This window comes from Microbacterium sp. ZOR0019 (genome assembly GCF_000800925.1).
Lineage (GTDB): Bacteria > Actinomycetota > Actinomycetes > Actinomycetales > Microbacteriaceae > Microbacterium > Microbacterium aurugineum.
The window spans coordinates 1-18458 of sequence record NZ_JRKC01000048.1 but is presented as its reverse complement, the minus strand read 5'-3'; the positions used below and the strand labels follow the sequence as shown (position 1 = coordinate 18458).

Genomic DNA, 18458 nt, shown 5'->3' with positions numbered 1-18458 from the left:
ATGATCGACGGCGGAGTGCACGCGCAATCGTGCACTCCGCCGTCGTCTTGAGGTCGAGAGGCGACACCATGGTCACAGTGACCGAAACACGAGGCGCGACTTCGGCACCGGCGCCGCGCATCCCCGCGGACCCCACCCGCCGACGGCGGTTCGGGACCCGACGCGAGGGTCTCACGGGATGGCTGTTCATGACGCCGTTCGCCGCGCTCTTCGTGCTGGTCTTCCTGGTGCCGATCATCGTGTCGATCCGGTCGTCGTTCTTCGCGCAGGTGCCGGCGGGAGGCGGCCTCTACGGCGGCGGCGAACTCGTCGACACGTTCGTCGGCCTCGAGAACTTCGTCACCGCGGCGACCAACGGCGCCTTCTGGACGGGGATGGGGCGTGTGGTCCTCTACGCCGCCCTGCAGATCCCCGTGATGATCCTGCTGGCACTCGGTCTCGCCCTGCTGCTGGACTCCTTCATCGTGCGCCGCCCCACGCTCTTCCGGCTCTCGTTCTTCCTCCCCTACGCGGTTCCCGGCATCATCGCCGCCATGATGTGGCTCTACCTCTACACACCCGAGGTCTCGCCCTTCCTGCCCTTCCTCCCGGAGGGCACCGACTTCATGGCACCGGGCACGATCCTGTTCTCGATGGCGAACATGACGACCTGGACTTACACGGGCTACAACATGCTGATCTTCCTGTCGGCGCTGCAGGCCGTTCCGCGCGACCTCTACGAAGCGGCTCGTCTCGACGGGGCCTCCGGCTTCCAGATCTCGATGCGCATCAAGGTGCCGCTCGTGCGCGGGGCCGCCCTCCTCGCCGTGCTGCTGTCGATCATCGGCACCATCCAGCTGTTCAACGAGCCGGTCGTGCTGCAGGCCGCGAACTCGTGGATGGGCAAGGACTTCACACCGATGATGCTCACCTACAACACGATGATGGGCGAGATCTCGCCGTCCGGCAGCGGTCCGGCCTCCGCATACTCCCTGCTCATGGCTCTGATCGCGGGTGTGCTCGCGATCGTGTACGCGCTGCTCCAGCGCCGGAAGGGCGACGCATGACCACCACGCGCCTCCTCACCACCGCGACGTCATCACGACGACGCCCCCGCCGGCCGCGCGACGCGGATGCACCACCGCCGTCGATCGCTCCCACCCCCGTCGCACGCGCATTCGGCATCACCGCCCTCGTCGTCGCGACGCTGTACTTCCTCGTCCCGGTGTATTGGCTCATCGTCGCGTCGACGAAGAACAACACCGACCTCACCTCGACCTTCGGCTTCTGGTTCGCCGACGGCAACCTCGCCGCCAACTACAGCAGCCTGATGGACTGGACTCAGGGCCTGTTCTGGCGCTGGGTCGGCAACTCGATGCTGTACTCCGTGAGCGCCGGCGTCATCGGCACACTGTTCGCCGTGATGGCCGGATACGCGATCGCGAAGTTCGCGTTCCCCGGCAAACGCCTCGCCGTCGGGGTCATCATGGCCGGGCTCCTGCTGCCGGTAGCGCTGCTGACCGTGCCGCTGTACATCGAGTTCCAGGCCCTCGGACTGACCAACACCGTCTGGGCGATCATCATCCCCTCGGCGGTGTCGCCGTTCGGTGTCTTCCTCGGCATGGTCTACGCGCAGTCGTCGGTGCCGACCGAACTGCTGGAGGCCGCCCGCATCGACGGCGCCGGAGAGGCCCGCATCTTCTTCACGATCGTGATGCGCCTGCTGGGGCCCGCGATGGTGACGATCTTCCTGTTCATCTTCGTGGCCACGTGGAACAACTTCCTGCTGCCACTGATGATGATCTCCAGCCAGGATCTGAAGCCCGTGACGCTCGGCCTGTACGGCATGGTGAGCTACTTCGCCCCCGACAAGGGGGCCGTCATGCTCGGCGCCCTGCTCGGTGTCATCCCGCTCGTGCTGCTGTTCTTCGCCCTGCAGAAGTACTGGCGTTCCGGGCTCGCCGCCGGCGCCGTGAAGGGCTGATCCGGTCAGTCAAACGCGACAGGCACCTCGACGGTGCAGTGACCGGAGGCTGCGCGCGCCAGCCTCCGGTCATGCGTGAGCAGCGTGCACCCGAACACGCTCGCGAGCGCGACAGAGGCCGCGTCGTCGGCCGTCACGTTCCGGCGCAGCGCCAGCGCGTGCGGGATGAGCGGCAGCGTGGGGCGCAGCTCGACGCGGAGCCGCGCGAGGTCGGCGGCCGCAGCCTCGAGCGCGGCCAGGAGTTCCGGCACAGTGGGGCGGGACGCGATGAGCGCCAGCTCAGATCATCCTGATCCCCCGGGTGCGCTCGCCGCGCGGCACCAGAGGGCGGCGGCCGGGGAATCGGCAAAACCCGATATCGTCCGCCGGCGTGCAGGACGCTTCTTCGTGCACACGGACGACCGGCCCGGAGAGGAATCCTCCGGGCCGGTCGTGTGTCCGCGGGCGGTCAGCTGTGGCGGCGTCTCCGCAGCCACAGGGCCAGACCCAGGCCGATCGCCGCGAGGGCCGCGAACGCCGCGCCCGCCCAGATCGCCCCCTCCGCACCGGTGGAGGCGAGGTCACCGCCGCTCCCGGCCGCCGCGGTCACCGCGAGGTCACCCCGCGCCAGCTCGACGCCCTGCGCATCCGTCGCGACGAGCGCATGCGCGCCGGCCGGCGTCGCCGCGGGGATCGTGACGGTGGCGACGGCATCACCGTCGGCCGAGATCGTCACCTCACCGATGCGGACCGGCTCGGAATGCAGCCACAGCTGCACCAGCGCGCCGGGATCGAATCCGCTCAACTGCACGGTCAGGCTGGCGCCGGCGACGACCGATCCGATGGCTGCGGCGATGGTCGCCTTCTTCCCCGGCTTCGCCTTCTTGACCTTCAATGGAGCGCTGGCGAGCTCCACGCCGGCCGCATCCTGCACGATCACCCGGTGCGTGCCCACCGAGGCGTTCGTCGGGATCAGCAGTCGCGTCGTCAGCGCGCCCTCCGCATCGACCGTGGCACCGGTCAGCCGGGCGTCGTCGAGCCAGACCGACACGGTGGACTCCGGAGCGAAGCCCGTGAGCGCGATGCCCACCGTCTCTCCCGCCCGCACCGAGTCGGCGTCGAGACCGAGCTTCGGGTCGATCACCGGGGTGCAGCCGCTCAGATCGTCGTCCGGCCGCGTCGCGGGAGCATGACCGCTCTTCGGGGTCGGCGAACCGTACACGGCCATCTCGGCGACGGCCGCGAACTGCGTGCCCGAGATGGACGACGTGGCGGTCACGCGGATGTAGCGCGCCGTGGTCTCCGCGAAGTCCACGTCCTGCCACTCGGCGACGTTCTGCCACTCGCCCGAGACGACGGGCGTGTACGTCTGTCCGTCGGTCGACACCGCGACCTCGTAGCCCTTGATCGGACCGTTCTGGTTGGCGCCGCGGCGCAGGTACGAGATGCCGTCCACCTGCTCGGCGGCGCCCAGGTCGAAGGTCAGCACGTGCGGGTACGACGTCGCCGCCGAACTCCAGCGACTGTGCCAGAACGTGCCCGCGTTCCCGTCGAGCATGTTCACGGCCGCACCGTTCTCCCCGGACGTCTCCTCGGAGCTCGCCGTCACGGAGATCTGCGCGTTGGGGATGCGAGCCCGTGAGGACACCGACACCTCCTGCGTCGTCACGACCGTGCGCACATCGCAGTCCGCGAGATACGTCGCCACGATCCCGATGCCGACCGTCGTGCCCGCGGCCTCCGCCGGCGCGGTGACCAGCCACGTGGTGTCCACGCTGTCCCCGGGCTCGACCTTCTCGAACAGGTTCGACGAGTCGTCGGCGACCTCGACCGCGTACCCCTCCGGCACCTCGAGCTGCACGCCGATGTTCTCGACGGCGAGGGACTCGCTGTTGGTGAAGGTGGTCGTGAACGCGGTCTGCGCGCCGGGGCTCAGGACGCCCGCCTCCGCAGACACCGTCGCACACGGGGTGCCGCCGGTCGTCGGGCCGAGGTCCGTGACCGTGAAGTCGTCCAGCACGAAGTCCACGTCCGGTCCCCCGACGCGTTCGAGTCCGACCCAGGTGTAGTCGCCGCATCCGACGCTCACATCCTGCGAGAACTCCGCCGTCTCCAGCGCCTGCGTGATCCCGGTGCGGCTGAGCGTGGTCGAGGTGACCGTGCCGCCCGCCACCGCATCCGTGCCGGTGAGCCAGCGGTATGCGCCGCTCGCGCCGACCTGGTAGTCGAATCCGATCCGGTACGAGTGCCCCGCCTGCAGCGGAACGAGTGTCGGATCGGTGCGATAGACGACCCCGCTGTTCTCGGAGTGCGACATGAGCGAGTGGTCGCCGGTCAGCGTCGTATCCACCGCGAGCCCCGCGAGCACGCCCGCGTCGAACGGCTTGGCGGTGTTGCGCCACTCGCTGCTCGTGTACGGATCGTGTCGGCGCGAGATGCTCGTGCGCGGATCGTCGATGCCGTTGGCGTTCCCCTTCACGAACGGGCCCCACCCGGCCTCGTTGCCCTCGAAGTCGTTCGAGTACACCGTGCCGGCCGCGAACGGTGCGGTCGTGTCGCGCGAGACCCGGGCGTTGTCGACCCGGACCTTCGCGTCACCCGCGACGGCACCGACGGACACGGTGACCTCACCGGACGCCGGGGCCAGGAACGACGTCGACCCACGCTGGTAGTACTGACCCGCCTTGGAGTCGGCGCGCATGTAGTTGTACGTCGGAGAGAGGTTCCAGGTGCGGGTCACGGCACCGGAACCGGTGTCGACCGAGACGCTCACGTCGCGGGTCGCGGTCGGATCGATCTGCACCTGCGCCGAGAACGCGTACCGCTGCCCGGGGGTGAGCCCGGTCACGGTCTGCGAGATCGACGAGGCGGCCGCACCGAGCACGGCGACGTTGTCACCCCGGGACTCGTTCTTCGCGCTGCCGAGGTCGGTGCGCTCGATCGACACATCGCCCTGGGGATTCCAGACGTCGAGCGAACCGGAGTTGAACCCCGGGTCGTCGAGACCGGCGTCGTGGTACTCGACCGCCGCGCGCTGGGCACCACCCTGCGGCACCACGACGTAGGCCGTGCCCTCGTCTCCGCTGAGCGTGAGCTCGCCGCCTGCCGCGTTCACGGTGCCGACCTTGACGCGCCCCTGGTCTCCCAGCTCGAACACGTCGAAGGCGGTGTTGCCGCGGAACGCCTCGGTGAGCCCGAACGTCTCCTCGCCTCCCGACGCCGAATAGAAGTACATCTTGTCGGCGTCGACCGGGGAACCGGCCTCCTCGTTGGAGGACAGCGACTGCCAGGGAAGCAGGTAGGAGTCACCGCGCAGCACCGTGGCGCCGTCCATCGTGATGACCCGGGTACTGCCGTCGATGCGGACGGCGACGTCGTCGGTCAGCGTCGCCTCGGCACCCGCCTCATACGTGAGCAGGTCGAAGTGCTGGAGGAACTTGGTCGGCAGGCTCTGAGTCCAGATGTTGTCGACGAAGCCGTCCCAGTTGCGGTTTCCGACCCAGCCCTCGGCGTCGACGAGGCGCTGCTGTCCGAGGAGCGCATCGTCGTTCCAGACGTCCGCCTGGCCGTTCTGGATGAAGCGCACCATCGTGGAGTTGATGCCCTTGTTGGTCACCCCGCCGTAGCTGAGGTCGTTCGGCCAGTGCGACCAGACCGTGCTGTCGACGAACTTGTCCCCCCACTCGGTGGCGACCTCGAGATCCATGCTGTTGAGCTCGTCTGCGAGCTCTTCGGCGACCCACCCGTTCGAGTAGTACACGTCGATGTAGACGCCGCTGAGACCGGGGACCTCGTCCCGCAGCTGCTGGAAGCGGTCGAGCACCCGTCCGGTACCGAGGTCGGTCTGCTGGTTGATGTAGTAGGACTGGTCGAGCCAGTTCCAGCCCGGCTTGTACGGGGCGGCGCCGTCGAGGATCGCGGAGTCGAAGGCGTTCGCCTGCGGATAGATCTCGGTGGCGTTGACGTGCACGCTCATGTCGGCGTTGAGCTTCGCGCCCTCGTCGACGAGGGTGTTCAGGTCGGAGAGGCCGCCCGCCCGCTCGTTGTAGTTTCCGCCGTAGTCGGTGTTCGCCGAGTCGTGGCCTTCACTGCCGTAGCCCTTGTTGAGCACCCACTGGCCGAGACCGTCGGTCTGGTTCGCGATGCGCTTGGTGTTGTCGAGGACCAGGTCGAAGTAGTTCGTCGCACTGGAGGCGAAGTTGAAGGGGATGCGACTGACCACGCGCTCGGCGACCCGATCGGCGCCGAGACGAGGGGTGTCGACCTCGCGGTAGCGGATCGCGCCGTCCTGCCAGTCGACCTTCGCGTCGCCGTTGCGGTCCGCCGCGAGGAGGACCGTGACCTTCGGAAGGGCGTAGGTGGTCACCCGGCTGTCCACCGCCGTGGTCGGGTGGATCAGCCAGGCGCTGGAACCGATCTCGGCCGTGCGTCCCGCCGCCTCGGTGATGCGTGTGGTCAGGCGCGTGTTCCACGACGCCGTGCCGCCGGAGGCCTGGGTCGTCGCGTTGGTGATCACGCTGCCGATGAGCGCGCCGTTGCCGAGGAAGGCGAAGGCCGCCCCCTTCTGGCCGGTCGCCGTCGAAGCGCTCACCGCGATGTGCTCGTCGGCGTTCTTGGTGCTGTCCGGGCTGATCACCGTGCGATCGAGCACCGACCCGGCATCCGCGGCGGTCGCCGAGAGGAAGGCGTTGTCCGGAAGCCCCAGAGTGGTCACGGCTGCCGTCCCCTCGACCGCGGTGACCTCGAACCCGACGGTTCCGTCCTCCGCGACGCGGATGCTGCTGCGCACAGTGACGTCGATGCCCGTCAGCGTCGACACGTAGTCGACCCCGGTGGCGGACGGAGTCGACGTGGTCTCCGACGCGTAGCTCGTGCCGTTCACCGACCAGGTCTTGGCCGAGGTGCGCTGGCCGGCGATGCTCTCACTCCCCACGCGATACTGCGTGATGCGGGGGAACTCGGTCGAGACGACCGCCGTGGTGCCGCCGGCGGCGATCTCGACGGTCTCATCCGTGTCCGGCTCCTCCGGCTCGGTGACGATCGGGGGCAGCTCCTCGTCGGAGAGCACCTCGATCTCGCCGGCCCCACCGCCGGTGGTTCCCTGCGCGTCGATCACGAGCAGGGCCACGTAGCGGCCGTCCTTGGCGGCGTCCAGCGTGATGCGCTGCTTCTCGTCGTCCGCGGCCGGAGCGTGCAGCACCGCCGTGCCCGAGGCCGCACCCCATCCGCCGTCGGCCGGCGAGTTGCGGGCGACATCGGGATCGTCCGTCACGTAGACCTCGACCGTCTTCGCAGCCACGGCCTGGCCCCGCTTGACCGAGTAGTCGAGGGCCTTCACCGAGAGGGAGCGCTGCAGGTCGACGACGATCCAGTGCGGGAACGGCGCGTTCGCGGTGTAGCGCGAGGTCCACTGCGTCGCGAAATCTCCGTCGAAGGCGCCGAGAGCGGTGCCGTCGAGCGAGGGCGGCGCCGGGTACGGGTCCGATTCACTCGACACCGCGTGCAGTCGGTAGTCGGCTTTCGGGACCGGGATCAGCTCGGCGGCCTGCGCGGCCGGCGCCTGGGTGAGCACACCGCCGAAGGCGAGTGCCGTCGCCAGCAGCGAGCTGAGGGCGACGGTAGCGCGGGGCGGTCGGGAAGGTTTCGACACGTCTTGCCTCTCGGTCGAGCGGCGGCCGGGAGCACAGACGCCCCGGTGCGCCGCAGATGATCATCGACGACCCTCATCGATGTTTGCGCTATCACACTAGACGCGTGGATGCCTTAATATCAAGCATCAAGCGAGCAGAAGCGCAAACATTGGCGAGAAGTGCCGTGCACAGATGAGAAGAACAGACGAGAAGAGCCGCCCCACACCCTCGGTGCAGGACGGCTCTCGTGGCGTCCGGATCAGGAGCCGATGAACTCCTCGGTCTCCCCGAACGACGGTTCTTCACGGATCTCGACGGTCACCCCGAGGACATCGGTGTCGAGCACGACGATCTCGTTGCGGCCGGCCTTCCACAGCGGCGCCGGCGCGTAGAGCGTCTCCTGCGGACCGACCTTCCAGTACCTGCCGAGGAGGAAGCCGTTCAGCCAGACCATCCCCTTCGCACCACCGGGGAAGGCGAGCCAGGCATCGAGCGGCTCGGCGACGTCGAGGGAGGCGACGGCGACACCATCGGTCGCGGCGGTCGCGTCGGTCGCGGCGGTGGGGAGAGCCGGTACCTCCTGGGGAACCAGGCGATGCGTCCAGCCGTTCACGAGCCGACGGCCGATCATCACGCCGCGCATGATGCCCTTGCCCTCGCCCGTGTACGGCCCGTAGTTGATCCGTCCGAGGCTCTCGACGAGGATCGTGAGTCGCCCCATCCCCCCGTCGGCGGGCAGAGCGAGAGAGGTCTCACCGTCGCGCTCCAGCACGCCGAGACGCCGCTCGTCGAGGAACACCACGGCACGGTCGTGCAGTCCGTCGACCGTGAGCGTCGCGTCGGCGGGGAAGGACACGTCCGCCTCATACGCGACGAGGCCGTCTTCGGCACCGAGCTCCTCGAACGTACGCGGTCGCGGCGAGACGTCACCGGCCACGGGGAGCGAAGCGATCAGCCCGAGCAGGGATGCGCGCGGCGCGAGCGGCGTGGTCGCCGCGCCCTGCCGCCGCGGCGCACCGGGAACCGGGGGGAGCTCACCCGCATGGAACGGCGCGAACAGCGCACGGAGCGCGTGGAACTTCTCGGTGAGCGTTCCGTCTTCGCCGATCGGTGCGTCCGAGTCGTAGCTGGTGATGGTCGGCTGCAGGACCTGGTCGTGGTTGGCCCCGTTCCAGAGGCCGAAGTTGGTGCCACCGTGCGCCATGTACAGGCTCACCGATCCGCCGGCGGTCAGCAGCTCCTCGATCGTGCCCCCGGCGCTCGCGGCGGACCGCACGTGGTGCCGCTCCCCCCAGTGGTCGAACCAGCCGCCCCACAGCTCGCTGCACATGAGCGCATCACCCTCGCGGCGCAGCTCCACAGCCCTGGCCACCCCGGTGCCGAACGTGAAGGTCGCCAGGGCCCCGGCGACACTGCCGTGCTCGATCATGTCGCCCGTGATGCCGTCGGCGGTGGTGAGCATCTCGACCATCCCGCGGCGGCGGAGCCCGTCCCGCAGGTGTGCGAGGTAGTCGGCGTCACTGCCGAACGACCCGTACTCGTTCTCGATCTGGATCGCGACGATCGGCCCGCCGTGCGAGGCCTGGAGCGGAACGAGCCGGGGGATCAACCGGTCGTACCAGGCGTCCACCGCGGCGAGGAAGCCGACATCGCTGGTGCGCAGCGCCGCGACGCGCCCGGACAACCAGGACGGGATGCCGCCGTTGGACCACTCGGCGCAGATGTAAGGGCTGGGGCGGAGGAAGACATCCAGACCCACTTCTCCGGCCAGGCGGATGAAGCGCTCGATGTCACGCCATCCGTCGAAGCGGACGTCGCCCTCGACGCGCTCATGGAAGTTCCACGCGACATAGGTGTCGACCGTGTTCGCGCCCATCGCGGCGAGTCGGCGGAGACGGTCCTCCCACAGGTCGGGATGCACCCGGAAGTAGTGGATCGAGCCCGCGAGGATGCGGTGCGCGACACCGTCGCGGAGGATCTCCCCGTCGCGCCAGGACAGGGTGGGCGCGCCGATCGGCGTCGCGGTGGCCGAGGCGTCGACGGCAACGGAAGAGCCGTCGAGAGCCGAGGCGAGAAGGTCAGGCATAGCGCTCCAAGCACGAGTGTTTGCGTTCACATTATCGCATCGCCCGACTCGCCGCCTCCTGGATTTACGCCGATTGATCGCTACCATTGAGCACATGTCCCCTCGCCGCCCGAGAGACGACCGCGCCCCGAGCCAGGTCGATGTCGCCCAGCTCGCCGGAGTCTCCACGCAGACCGTCTCCCGCGTCATGTCCGGGCAGGACAACGTGCGCCCCGACACCGCCCGCCGTGTCCTGGCGGCAGTCGAGGAGCTCGGCTACCGCGTGCACGCCGCCGCCGCCTCGCTCGCCTCCGGTCGCACTCGCGTACTGGGCGTGATCGTGGTCTCGACGGACCGGTACTCGTCGGCAGCGCTCGGCGTCGGCATCCAGCAGGCGGCCGCGGCCAACGGATACACCGTGTCGACGGCGGCCGTCGCGGACCATGCCTCGGCCGAAGCGTTCCTGGAGGCCTTCGACCGACTGGAGCGTCAGGGCGCAGAAGGCATCATCCTCGGTGTCCCGGTCGAACTCGAGAGCCCGGCGATGCGGACGCGCACCGAGCGCACGCCCGCGACCCGCAGCGAACGCACCTCCCTGGACGAAGACGCCCCCCTCGCGGTAGACCAGCGCGCCATCGCCCGCCTCGCCGTCGAGCACCTCCTCGACCTCGGGCACGAGACCGTGTGGCACGTCTCGGGCGACGACTACTGGACCGAGACCCAGCAGCGCAGCGAGGCCTGGGAGCAGACGCTCCGCGATCGGGGCATCGTGCCGCCGCCGTTGATCCCCGCCGACTGGACACCCGAATCCGGCTACCGCGCCGGGCGCACGATCGCGGCCATCCCGGAGGCGACCGCCGTCTTCGTCAGCAGTGACGAGATGGCGTTCGGTCTGATCCGTGCCCTGCACGAGGCCGGTCGCAGTGTGCCGGAGGACGTCTCGGTGGTCAGCGTGGACGACATCGCTCTCGCCGCGTACGCCTCCCCCGCGCTCACGACCGTCCGCCAGCCCTTCGAGGCGATGGGCCGTGCGGCCGCTCTCCGGGTCATCGCACAGATCGAGGGACATGAGGCGGTCGGCGAGATGCCCTCCACCGAGCCGCAGCTCATCGTGCGCTCGTCGACGGCCCCGCCCCGCTCGGCGCGCTAGGCGCACTAGGCGCTAGGCGCTAGGCGAGCTAGGCGCGCGTTCCAGGGCCGCACAACCTGAAGGAGATCTCACGGAAAGAAGGAGCGCACTGAGTAAAGCCTCCTTCGTTTCGTGAGATCTCCTTCGAAACGTGTGCCAGCCACCACCGCAGCCACCGCACCTCCGCGCCGCAGCCGGCTCCGCACGCTCACCAGCGACCGTGCCGGCGCTCCCACTCGTCCTCGACAGTGCGGCGACGCCCTGCGACGACGCCCGCGGGGATCACGACGACGAGCACACCCGCGATGACGAGGAGCGGGATCTGCCAGCCCTCGGTCGTCTCGTGGAGCAACCCGATCAGCAGCGGGAACACCGCGGCGATCGCGTAGCCGATGCTCTGCACGAACCCGCTCAACGCGACGGCGCTCTCCGGCGTACGGGCACGGATGCTGAGCAGGACCAGGCTCAGCGGGAACATGATGGCCGTGAGACCGAAGATGCTCACCCACAGCGGCAGGGCCACGGTCGGGACGAGCAGGAGGCCGGCGAGCCCGACCAGGCCTCCGGCGACGGCCACGAAGAAGAGGGGACGTGTCGCCTGGAACCGGACGACCAGGATCGGCACCAGCAGTGAACAGGGCAGACCGATCAGCGCGAACAGCGACAACAGGAAGCCCGCCGTCGCCGGGCTGACCCCGCCGATGTCGACGAGCATGGTCGGCATCCACGCGAACGAGACGTACGCCATGGTGGAGGACGCCCCGAACACGAGCGCGAGTGCCCAGGCGAGCGGCAGTCGCCACAGGCGGGCGAAGTGCCTACGGTTCGCCGGAGTGGTCGAGATCGGACCGGTCGCGACGGCCACCGCATCCTGCACGTCGTTGACGCCGTCGGTGGGATCGGGGACGAGGAGCTCCGTCTTCATCGGCTCGTCCGCGCGAGCCCGATTCCCCAGCAGCAGCGCGACCCAGGGCACCAGCGCGATTCCGGCGACGATGCCCCACATGCCGAGCGACACCCGCCACCCGAGCGAATCGGCGACCGGAACCGCGACGAGCGGCGGCAGGAAGGTCGACACCGCCATCGTGGTCGAGTAGATCGTCATCATGATCCCGAGGCGGTCGGGGAAGTACTTCTTCACCAGCGGGGGAAGCAGCACGTTGCCCGAACCGACCCCCGCGAACACGACCGCGGTCGCCGCGAGCAAGGTGGTGGAGTCGATGGCGAGACCGCGCAGCAGCAGCCCCAGAGCCATCAGAGTGATCGCGGCGACCGCCATCCGCTCCAGGCCGAAGCGCCGCTCGAACAAAGGCGTGAGCAGCCCGAAGATGGCGAAGCAGACCGGAGGGGCGGCACCGATCAGCCCGATGATCACCGGCGAGACGGGAAAGTCCTCGGCGACATGGTCGATCACCGGAGACAGGGAGGCGACCGCCGAGCGCAGCGAGAACGCCACCAGGACGATCCCCACGAGTGCGAGAGCCCGACCCTGCCACAGCGGTCGAGCGCCCGGCATCGTCATGAGGTCTGCGACCCCTCCACCCAGGCCAGGTATTCGTCGGAGACCGTGCCGGTCACGTACCGGCCGTCGAAGCAGCTCAGGTCGAGATCCGTGAGGGCCGACCCTTCGATGATCGCCGCCTTGAGGTCGTCGACCTCCTGGTACACGAGGTGATCGCAACCGAGTTCCTCGGCGATCTCGGGGATCGTCCGCCCGTGGGCGATGAGCTCGTGGCGTGAGGGCATGTTGATGCCGTACACGTGCGGGTGCCGCACGGGAGGCGCCGCGGAGGCGAAGGTGACCGAAGCGGCACCGGCATCCCGCGCCATCTGGATGATCTCCTTGGACGTGGTCCCGCGCACGATCGAGTCGTCGATCAGCAGCACGTTCTTGCCCTGGAACTCGGTGGACATGGCGTTGAGCTTCTGACGCACGCTCTTCTTGCGCACCGCCTGCCCGGGCATGATGAAGGTCCGGCCGACGTAGCGGTTCTTGTAGAAGCCCTCGCGGTACTCGATGCCGAGCTTGCGGGCGACCTCCATGGCGGCGGGACGAGAGGAGTCGGGGATCGGCATGACGACGTCGATCTTGTCCATCGGCACATGCTTGGCGATGGTGTCGGCCAGACGGTCGCCCATGCGCAGACGCGACTCGTACACCGAGATGCCGTTCATGACCGAGTCGGGGCGCGCGAGGTAGACGTACTCGAAGGCGCACGGCGCGAGCGTCGCGGCCGGGGCGCACTGCTTCGAGAACAGCTCCCCGTCATTGGTGATGAAGACCGCCTCACCGGGCTCGACCTCACGGACGACGTCGTAGTCGCCGTTCTCGAGCACGAGCGACTCGCTCGCGACGACCCACTCATCCTTGCCCTCGGCGCCGGGGACCGTCGAGGGGCGACGACCGAGGATCAGCGGACGGATGCCGAACGGGTCGCGGAAGGCGAGCAGACCGTAGCCGGCGATCACGGCGATCACGGCGTACGCGCCCTCGATCCGCTCGTGCGTGCGGGCGACGGCCTCGAAGACGCGCTCGGGGTCGAGGTCGACGGCCGAGGTCGTGTTCTGCAGTTCGCCGGCGAGCACGTTGAGCAGCAGCTCGGTGTCGCTGGACGAGTTCAGGTGACGGCGGTCGCGCTTGGCCATGTCGGCCGTGAGCTCGCGGGTGTTGGTGAGATTGCCGTTGTGGATGAGGATGATGCCGTACGGCGCGTTCACGTAGAACGGCTGCATCTCCTCTTCGTTCGAAGCCGTGCCCTTGGTCGCGTAGCGCACGTGGCCGAGGCCCACGTTGCCGAGCAGCGCGCGCATGTCGCGGGTGCGGAACGCCTCACGGACCATGCCCTGCGCCTTGGCGTTGTGCATCACGCCGTTCGCCTCGGCGGTGGCGATGCCCGTCGCATCCTGGCCGCGGTGCTGCAGCAGCAGGAGTGCGTCGTAGATGTCCTGATTGACCGGGGCAGAGCCCACCATTCCGACGATGCCGCACATGGGCTCTTACTTCGCTCCGTCCGCGTAGGCGCCGACCAGGCGCACCGCTCCACCGTCGACGCCCTTGGCGCCCTGTTCGAATTCGCCGGCCGGACGCGGCCCGAAGCCCACGGCCCCGACCTGCCAGGAGGGCATGCCCTCGGCGTTCAGCGCCGCGATCGCGGCATCCTTCTTCTCCGCGGCGACCACGGCGAGGAAGCCGATGCCGAGGTTCCAGGTTCCCTCTGCCGACTCCAGCGTGGAGCCGGCGATGTCACTGAGCACGCGGAAGACGGGGCTCGGCGACCAGCTGCTGCGGTCGACCTCCACCCAGCTGCCCTGCGGGAGCACACGGGCGAGGTTCGCCGCGATGCCGCCGCCCGTGACGTGGCTGAGAGAGTGGACTCCGCCGCCCAGCTGCTCGATCAGACGCAGAAGGGGAAGCGTGTAGAGGCGGGTCGGCTCGAGGAGCGCCTCGCCCCAAGTGGTGCCGAAGTCGGCGGCGTTGTCCCCGTACCCGATCCCCGCGCGGGTCACGATGTGGCGCACGAGGGAGTAGCCGTTGGAGTGCAGTCCGCTGGAGGCGACCGCGATCACCGCATCGCCGTCCTGCACGAGCTCGGCCCCGAGGATCGCATCGGCCTCGACCACACCGGTCGCCGCACCCGCCACGTCGTAGTCCCGGGGCCCGAGAAGCCCGGGGTGCTCCGCGGTCTCGCCGCCGACGAGTGCCGTGCCGGTGGCCGAGCACGCCTCGGCGATGCCCCGGACGATGTCGGCGATGCGCTCCGGGACGACCTTGCCGCACGCGATGTAGTCGGTCATGAAGAGCGGCTTCGCGCCCACCACGACGATGTCATCGACGACCATCCCGACCAGGTCCTGGCCGATCGTGTCGTGCTTGTCGATCGCCTGCGCGATCGCGACCTTCGTGCCGACGCCGTCGGTACTGGTCGCGAGCAGGGGGCGACGGAAATCGCGCAGCGCGCTGGCATCGAACAGTCCGGCGAATCCGCCGACACCGCCGAGAACTTCGGGGCCGTGCGTCGCGCGCACGGACGACTTCATCAGCTCGACGGCGAGATCACCTGCAGCGGTGTCGACGCCGGCTTCGGAATAGGGATTGGTGGGGGAGGCAGCCACGGTTCCAGCCTACCGCCCGTGAGGGGTTCGACTCTCCGCCAGGATCACTCTCGGATCCGGGCCCTCGACCCGCCTACGATGGGGCCATGGCCGACAAGCCGCAGTGGCTCATCCGCGAAGACGCGAGCGTTCCGGTGCTCGTCGCGCTCGCACTGCGGCAGAGCCTCGGGATCCGCGAGCCGGAGGGCCTCCCGACGCTCCGCGAGCTCGCCGTCCGCGCGCCGGATGCGGTCGACGCCTCCCCCGCGGTCGAGGCGCAATGGCGCGAGTACTGGGACATGACGGTCGAGCCGCGCGCGCACCCCTCCGAGGTGCCGCTCGAGCTCATCGACGGGTTCGACACCCTGGTCGCGCTGCCGGCCTCGGGCGCCGAAGAGCTGACCGCCGCGATCGCTCCGCGGGCGGAGTCCGCACTCCGCTACGCGCGCGCCGCGCACGACCGATATGTGAGCTCGATGAAGAGCCACACCGGCGGCGATGCCTACCGCGCCTATGCGAGCGCGATCGCGGAGTTCGAGCGGGAGGTCGGGCGTCGGGCGCACTCGTTCGAGCTCAATGTGCAGGTGCTGCCGTTCTCGCAGCGCGGCATCTGGTGGATCGGAGCGCTCACCGTCGCGGTGACCGACGGCCTGCGGCGCGACGTCGTGGCGTTCGACGCCGCCATCCGTCCGGTGATCGCCGAGCTGGCGTAGCCTCAGTCGTCGACGACGGTCTCGTGGTCGACCCGCACGACGCGGTCGTGTCGGCGGGCCACCCGCTCCAGGATGAGGGCGACGACTCCGCCCAGCGCGATGCCGATCGGCACCGTCCACAGCAGGAGGAAGCCGAAGACCTGTCCGGGGGGATAGACGACGTCGAGTGCCTGCGAAGGCTCGAAGCTGCCCGCCCAGGTGAGGATGCCGGCGGCGATGATGCCGACCACGACGCCGATGCCCATGAACACGCCGTACCGCGGCACGCGGCGCACGGTCGCTTCGACGGTCTGGTGGGAATCGGTGGGGGCCATGACTCCATTGTCCCACCGTCTACGGATGCCGGGAACCGGGGTTTCCGGCCATCGGTCTCGGGTGCGCATCGGTCGGACGATTGCACGGATGCAGGAGCCGGCCCACCGATTTCCTCCTGCATCCGTGCGATCCTCCGACATCCGTAGGCGACACGAAACGGAGGGCGGCCCTCCCCGCGTGCGCCGCGGGGAGGGCCGTGCTGTCCTCGGGAGGGGATCAGACCTCGGTCGTCGTCTCGGAGGTCTCACCCTTACGGTTGCGGCGGGCGATCAGCACGCCACCTCCTGCGGCGAGCGCCACGACCACCAAGCCGCCGACGATCCACGGCCACACGGGTGCGCCTTCGGAGGTCGCGGGCTCGGTCACCGTCGTGACGGACGCCGCGGCCTCGGAGTCGACTTCCTCCTCCGGCGTGACACCGCAGTCGGCGTTCACCGGGATGACCGCGGTCACCGGATCCAGCGCCTCGCCCGCGGCGTAGGTGCCGAACGCGGCAGCCCCCGCCTCGGTGAGCGTCGTCGGGATCGCATCGAGGGTCAGCACACCGTCGACGATCGTCGCGTCACCGCGGGCGAACTCCGCGAGGCGGACGCCCTGCTGGTCGATGCTCTGGCCGCCCTGCGTGGTGCCGGTCACGTCGAAGACGAGGTAACCCTTGTCCCCGGCGAGCTCGATGCCGGCATTCGCGAGGGTCGTGTTCAGTGCGCCGTCGTGTCCCGTGAACGTGATGCTCCCCCCGAAGGAGATGAGACCGGTCAGGGCCTCGTCGTCGAACGATCCGGTGCCGTTCTGCCACACGAAGTCCGGGTACTGGTACGCCACGTCGGTCAGCGTCCAGCCACCCTTCGCGATGCCCTCGATGTACGTGCGGAACGATTCCTTGTAGCCCCACTTGAGCGTGGCGCCCTCCACCGTGCAGGATCCGAGCACGGTCGTGGCGCGGGTCAGCGTGAACGTCAGACCGCGGTCGACCGATCCCTGGAGGGTCAGGGTGTGCGCACCGTCCTCCAGGCCCGCGGGCACCGACCCCGACCAGGTCGCGACACCCGCGGAGTCGGCGGTCACGGTGTCGAGCAGCACGGGGCTCGAGTAGACGACGACCTTGATGCCCTCTTCGTTCGGCTGGAAGCCGGAGGCCGAGATGGTCGCCGGCTGCCCGGATTCGAGGGCAGCGAGGTTCTCCGCGTCGACGTCGATGCCGTCCGATGCCGGTGGGGCAGCGGGCAGGGTCGTCTTGGCCTTCACAGCAGCCGCAGCCACGGTGCCCGTCGTCCCGGACGGAGCAGCGGCCACCGAGCCGATCGTGAACGTGACCGGGTTGAGCGTGGTCGAGTACCCCGCCAGGACCCTGTCCCGTCCGGCGGCCGTCAGTGCGGCGGGGGCCGCGGTGTACGTCACGGCGCCATCGACCGTGGTGCGTGCGGCACGGGAGAGGTCGAGGGTCGCGAACGGCACCTGCGCACCGCCGCTCGTCACGGAGAGAGTCGCCGCCCCCGCCGAAGTGATGCGGATCTGCGGGTTCGAGACCGTGACGTCGAGCACACCGTGGTGACCGGTGAACCGCACCGATCCGCGATAGACGACGCCCCCCAGACCGGTCGCACGGTCGTAGTCGCCGCCGACCGACTGTCCGAACTGGAACTGACCACCCGATCGGGTCGCCCCGTCGGAGACCGTGATCGATCCCTGCGCGATGTCACCCGTGACGTAGTTCACGAACGACGACGAGATGGCCCAGCGGAGCGACCCACCGGGGACGCTCGCCGGCGGGCTCGTCGGCTTCGTGGGCTTCGTGGGCTTCGGGGGGACGACCGTCGCGAACAGGGCATCCCACTGCGCGGGGGTGATCTCCACCGTCGAACGCGCGTAGATCGTGTCGGCCGTGGGCATGGAGTGCTGCTTCCACACGATCACCTCGTACGACTTCGTGCGATCGAGGTTCTTCGCTGCCGTCGTGAGGTCGACCGCGAACGCCCCGTACGTGATCTCCCTCACGTACGTCATCGCGAGGAATCCTCCGGAGGCAGTGACATCCGCCTCCGTGCCGGTCTCGATCAGAGCGGCGTATGCGCCGGGGATGTCGCCGAGGTTCGTGGCCGCGGCCCTGACGGTCAGCCCGTCCTTCGCGGTCGCCGAGGTGACCGAGGTCTCGAGAGTCGCCGCGTCGCCGTAGTTCACTGCCACGCTGCGTTCCTGCGCGGCATTGGCGACCCCACCCGCGCCGTAGGTGAAGACGCCGTAGGAGCCGGGGGTGGCGGCGGCATCCTTCAGCGTCAGCGTCGCCTCGAAAGTGCCGTCGTCGGCGATGTCGACCCACTGCGCACGGATCGCACCCTGGTACTGCGACGGGACCTGGTTCAGTACGCCCTCGGCGAGCGCCCACACCTGCGCCGCGACCGCGCGGTTCGCGGAGGAAGCGCCCTCCGACGGCTTCCAGTCCACGGCGAAGTTGCCGAAGACCACGTAGGTGCCCTGCGGAAGATCCTTCGGGATCGGCACCCCACGGCCGCCGACGTTGGCCGCCGGGTCGTAGCCCGAGCCCTTCACGACGATCTTGTCGCCGGCCGCGAGG

At 69.3% G+C, this 18458-nt stretch carries 12 protein-coding genes; 4 read left to right on the top strand and 8 right to left on the bottom strand.

The genetic code is table 11. From position 1 onward, the window contains the following. Positions 1-68: 68 nt before the first annotated feature. Positions 69-1046 (top strand): carbohydrate ABC transporter permease, encoded by a 978-nt coding sequence (locus tag L978_RS10235; protein ID WP_156118278.1) that lies wholly within the window; start codon positions 69-71, stop codon positions 1044-1046. Next, positions 1043-1963: a carbohydrate ABC transporter permease gene (locus L978_RS10230; RefSeq protein ID WP_047522959.1), complete on the top strand. Its 921-nt coding sequence runs from the start codon at positions 1043-1045 to the stop codon at positions 1961-1963. Before L978_RS10235 ends, L978_RS10230 begins: the two co-directional genes overlap by 4 nt. Positions 1964-1968: 5 nt before the next feature. Here the strand turns inward: L978_RS10230 and L978_RS10225 are convergent, their stop codons facing one another. The 3 genes from L978_RS10225 to L978_RS10215 form a co-directional block, all read right to left on the bottom strand. Further along, a complete protein-coding gene (locus L978_RS10225) occupies positions 1969-2241 on the bottom strand; it encodes a hypothetical protein (RefSeq protein WP_331437069.1) in 273 nt (90 codons plus the stop codon). A 170-nt stretch (positions 2242-2411) separates the two neighbouring features. Continuing rightward, positions 2412-7592 (bottom strand): endo-alpha-N-acetylgalactosaminidase family protein, encoded by a 5181-nt coding sequence (locus tag L978_RS10220; protein ID WP_052193552.1) that lies wholly within the window; start codon positions 7590-7592, stop codon positions 2412-2414. Between the two features lie 239 nt (positions 7593-7831). Beyond that, the gene (locus tag L978_RS10215; protein WP_081997006.1) at positions 7832-9658 is read right to left on the bottom strand and encodes a glycoside hydrolase family 35 protein; all 1827 of its coding nucleotides are present in this window, start codon (positions 9656-9658) and stop codon (positions 7832-7834) included. A 94-nt stretch (positions 9659-9752) separates the two neighbouring features. On the opposite strand from L978_RS10215, the gene L978_RS10210 reads away from it, so the two are divergent. After that, complete coding sequence (locus tag L978_RS10210; protein WP_047522958.1) at positions 9753-10787, top strand: LacI family DNA-binding transcriptional regulator; 1035 nt, start codon at positions 9753-9755, stop codon at positions 10785-10787. Positions 10788-10974: 187 nt separating this feature from the next. On the opposite strand, the gene L978_RS10205 is transcribed toward L978_RS10210, so the two are convergent. The 3 genes from L978_RS10205 to purM are packed head-to-tail and all read right to left on the bottom strand — an operon-like array spanning position 10975 to position 14879. Further along, positions 10975-12288 (bottom strand): MFS transporter, encoded by a 1314-nt coding sequence (locus L978_RS10205; RefSeq protein WP_047522957.1) that lies wholly within the window; start codon positions 12286-12288, stop codon positions 10975-10977. Next, a complete protein-coding gene (purF, locus tag L978_RS10200; protein ID WP_047522956.1) occupies positions 12285-13757 on the bottom strand; it encodes an amidophosphoribosyltransferase in 1473 nt (490 codons plus the stop codon). Before purF ends, L978_RS10205 begins: the two co-directional genes overlap by 4 nt. Positions 13758-13763: 6 nt before the next feature. Next, positions 13764-14879, bottom strand: coding sequence for a phosphoribosylformylglycinamidine cyclo-ligase (gene purM, locus L978_RS10195; protein WP_047522955.1), 1116 nt, complete (start codon positions 14877-14879; stop codon positions 13764-13766). Positions 14880-14965: 86 nt separating this feature from the next. On the opposite strand from purM, the gene L978_RS10190 reads away from it, so the two are divergent. After that, complete coding sequence (locus tag L978_RS10190; protein WP_047522954.1) at positions 14966-15571, top strand: hypothetical protein; 606 nt, start codon at positions 14966-14968, stop codon at positions 15569-15571. Positions 15572-15573: 2 nt separating this feature from the next. Here L978_RS10190 and L978_RS10185 read toward each other — a convergent pair whose 3' ends face one another. After that, positions 15574-15885 (bottom strand): hypothetical protein, encoded by a 312-nt coding sequence (locus tag L978_RS10185; protein WP_047522953.1) that lies wholly within the window; start codon positions 15883-15885, stop codon positions 15574-15576. Positions 15886-16102: 217 nt separating this feature from the next. Next, on the bottom strand, positions 16103-18458 hold a 2356-nt coding region (locus L978_RS10180), incomplete at its 5' end, for an HtaA domain-containing protein (RefSeq protein ID WP_197055645.1).